The sequence below is a fragment of the Coprococcus intestinihominis genome, assembly GCF_040096555.1.
Lineage (GTDB): Bacteria > Bacillota > Clostridia > Lachnospirales > Lachnospiraceae > Coprococcus_A > Coprococcus_A intestinihominis.
The window spans coordinates 1-3,065 of sequence record NZ_JBBMEK010000329.1 but is presented as its reverse complement, the minus strand read 5'-3'; the positions used below and the strand labels follow the sequence as shown (position 1 = coordinate 3,065).

Here is a 3,065-nt window from a genome sequence, read left to right as displayed (position 1 = left end):
CAAAAATCGAAAGACTTGCTAATTTCGAGCCAATCGGACGGTGTAAAATCCCTCTGAATTAGCTATCACAGCGTAGTATCAGATGGGATTTGAAATGCTGAAAAACCTTGTATTTCCAAGCATTTTTAAGCATTAGATGCCACTTCCCGATGTCGTATCGGGTCTACTCCTAAGCGCTAGCTGTGGGTTCGATTCCCGCAGGGGACGGTTACTAAAAAAGCGGTAATGATTAGCAGAAAATGCTATGTCATGAGCCGCTTTTTTCTTTGCAATGAGATAAGAAAAGGCAGGCAGGGAATGAATTTCCAGCTAATTTGAAGTGATTTTTGTTAGCTGGCAGCTAATCAAAAATGCTGTTTTGCAAACAGGAAAAAATGGACTTTCTGCTAACATCGGGGTTCGTTCCTGTTGAAACCTCAGATCGGGGATGTAAAACAAGGTAAAATGGAGTAAAATCCCTCGCTGAAAGGAACTTCTGCAAACATCCATTAGCTGAAACAATAGAATATTTCATTAGCTGTAGCTAATGCAAACGGGATGCTCGTTTGGATCAGATTCAAATATAAGAATCTAATCTAAACGGGCATTTTTTGATGCAACAGGGGAGCAATAGATTCTGATGACTGTGCTTGCACAAAGGAAGAAGAATCTATTAGCGACCCGCAAGAACATGAGTATGGAGCATGATAATGCGAAATACGAATGTTCTCAGGATTGTGGAAGCGTAAGCGGAACAATCCGTGTTGCAGCAAATGTTGTTTGGATTACAGGAAAAGGAGGAGTTCAATGGCAGAAAAAGAAAACGAATCAAACAGGCTGTTTGAGGATGAGAAAGTCATAGAAATTGAGATTGAAAGACTCAGATCTTTTAAAGACCATCCATTTAAAGTGACTGACGATAAAGAAATGCATCTCCTGAAGGACAGTATCAAACAGTATGGTGTATTGAATCCGCTGATCGTAAGGCCAGTGCCGGATGGAGTATATGAAATTATCTCAGGCCACAGAAGAAAATATGCGGCTCAGCAGCTTGGATATCGAAAAGTACCGGTGATTATACGAGTAATGAACGATGAAGAAGCCATTATTAAAATGGTAGATGCTAATCTACAAAGAGAACGGATCAGTTACAGCGAGAAAGCTTTTGCTTACAAAATGAAGAATGATGCTATGAAAAGGACTGCAGGAAGACCGCGTAGCCAAATCGACCACAATTTAAAAGGAAAGAGAACAGTGGAAATAATCGCAGAAGAAACAGGTGAAAGTCCAAAGCAGGTGCAAAGATATATTACTCTCACGAATCTGATTCCAGAGCTTTTACAGCAGTTAGATGATGAACTTATTTCCTTCAATCCGGCAGTTGAACTGGCAGCATTAAAGGAAAAGGAACAAAAACAGCTAATCGAAGCCATGGATTATGCTCAGTCAGTGCCCTCTCTTTCTCAGGCACAGCGAATAAAAAAATTGAGCAAAGATGGAAAGCTGACTTTAGAAAAGATGCAGGAAATTCTCAGTGAAATAAAAAAAGGAGAAATAACAAGAGTCACATTTACAAATGAACAGCTTCACAGATATTTTCCCAACAACTATACACCGGAAATGATGAAGCGTGAAATCGTAGCAATCTTAAAAATATGGATGGAACAATACTGGGACAAATAAGAAACGGAGGAATGAAGAATGTGTAAAGTAATCGCTGTTACAAATCAGAAAGGCGGGGTCGGAAAGACAACGACAACAGTAAACTTAGGGATCGGCCTGACGAAAGAAGGGAAAAAGGTGCTTTTGATTGATGCGGATCCCCAGGGAAGCCTGACAGCCAGTCTTGGGTATGTGGAACCGGATGATCTTGGTACTACCCTGGCAACAATTATGCTGGCAGTTATTAATGAGGAAGAAATAAAACCGGAGGATGGAATTCTTCATCATGAGGAAAATGTGGATCTGTTACCGGCAAATATTGAATTGTCAGCCCTGGAAGTAACACTGGGAAATGTGATGAGCCGGGAAATGATCATGAAAGATTATATCGAAATGATGAGAGAACGATACGATTATATCCTGATCGACTGTATGCCCAGCCTTGGCATGATGACGATCAATGCACTGGTTGCTTCGGATGCAGTTCTGATTCCGGTACAGGCAGCATATTTGCCGGTGAAAGGTCTCCAGCAGCTGATCAAAACCATTTCTATGGTAAAGAAAAGACTGAACAGGAAATTGCAGATTATGGGAATTCTGCTGACGATGGTAGATTTCCGAACAAACTATGCAAAGGATATTTCAATGATGCTCCATGTTACATACGGATCAAAGATAACGATTTTTGAAAATGTAATACCGTTATCCGTAAAAGCGGCAGAAACAAGTGCAGAGGGAATCAGCATTTATGCCCACTGCCCTAAGAGTAAAGTATCCAATGCATATAAGAATCTTACACAGGAGGTTTTGGAAAATGAAAAATAGAAGCGGCGAGAAAATCAAACTGACAAGTATTGATGAACTTCTGGGAGTTGTAAATGAAGAGTCTGCAATGGAGATCGAGATTGATAAAATACATCCTTTTGCCGGACACCCATTTAAAGTGATTGATGATGAAAAAATGCAGGATCTGATTGACAGTATTCAGGAAAATGGTGTACTTACTCCTGTTCTGATCCGTCCAGACAATCATGATGGTTATGAAATGATATCCGGACACCGGAGAATGCACGCAGCCCAATTGGCAGGTCTTGTAACCATACCAGCAATCGTTAGGGAAATGACGGATGATGATGCAGTAATCGCTATGGTAGATGCCAATATTCAGAGGGAGGAGTTACTTCCGAGTGAAAAGGCATTTGCTTATAAGATGAAACTTGAAGCAATGAAACGTCAAGCTGGCAGACCATCCAAAAATAATTCTGGTCAAAATGACCAGAATTTATCTGGACTGGTTTCAAGGGATGTTTTAGCCCAACAGGTTGGAGAAAGTTCAAAACAGATCCAACGTTTCATCCGTTTGACAGAACTTATCCCAGATTTACTGGAATTGGTAGATAAGAAACGTCTGAACTTTACCATTG

At 40.5% G+C, this 3,065-nt stretch carries 3 protein-coding genes; all 3 read left to right on the top strand.

Annotated elements, in window-relative coordinates:
* Window positions 1-786 precede the first annotated feature (786 nt).
* Window positions 787-1,662, top strand: a complete 876-nt coding sequence (locus tag WMO25_RS16615) for a ParB/RepB/Spo0J family partition protein (protein ID WP_235232783.1) — start codon at window positions 787-789, stop codon at window positions 1,660-1,662.
* An 18-nt stretch (window positions 1,663-1,680) separates the two neighbouring features.
* On the top strand, window positions 1,681-2,466 hold the full coding sequence (locus WMO25_RS16610; RefSeq protein ID WP_235232784.1) for a ParA family protein: 786 nt from the start codon (window positions 1,681-1,683) through the stop codon (window positions 2,464-2,466).
* Window positions 2,456-3,065, top strand: a 610-nt coding sequence (locus WMO25_RS16605) for a ParB/RepB/Spo0J family partition protein (RefSeq protein ID WP_349086270.1), incomplete at its 3' end; no start/stop codon positions are given. The genes WMO25_RS16610 and WMO25_RS16605, both read left to right, overlap by 11 nt.

Excerpts from the sequence above, each read along its gene's own strand:
- WMO25_RS16615 (WP_235232783.1), top strand. The coding sequence starts at position 787 with ATGGCAGAAAAAGAAAACGAATCAAACAGGCTGTTTGAGGATGAGAAA.
- WMO25_RS16610 (WP_235232784.1), top strand. The coding sequence starts at position 1,681 with ATGTGTAAAGTAATCGCTGTTACAAATCAGAAAGGCGGGGTCGGAAAG.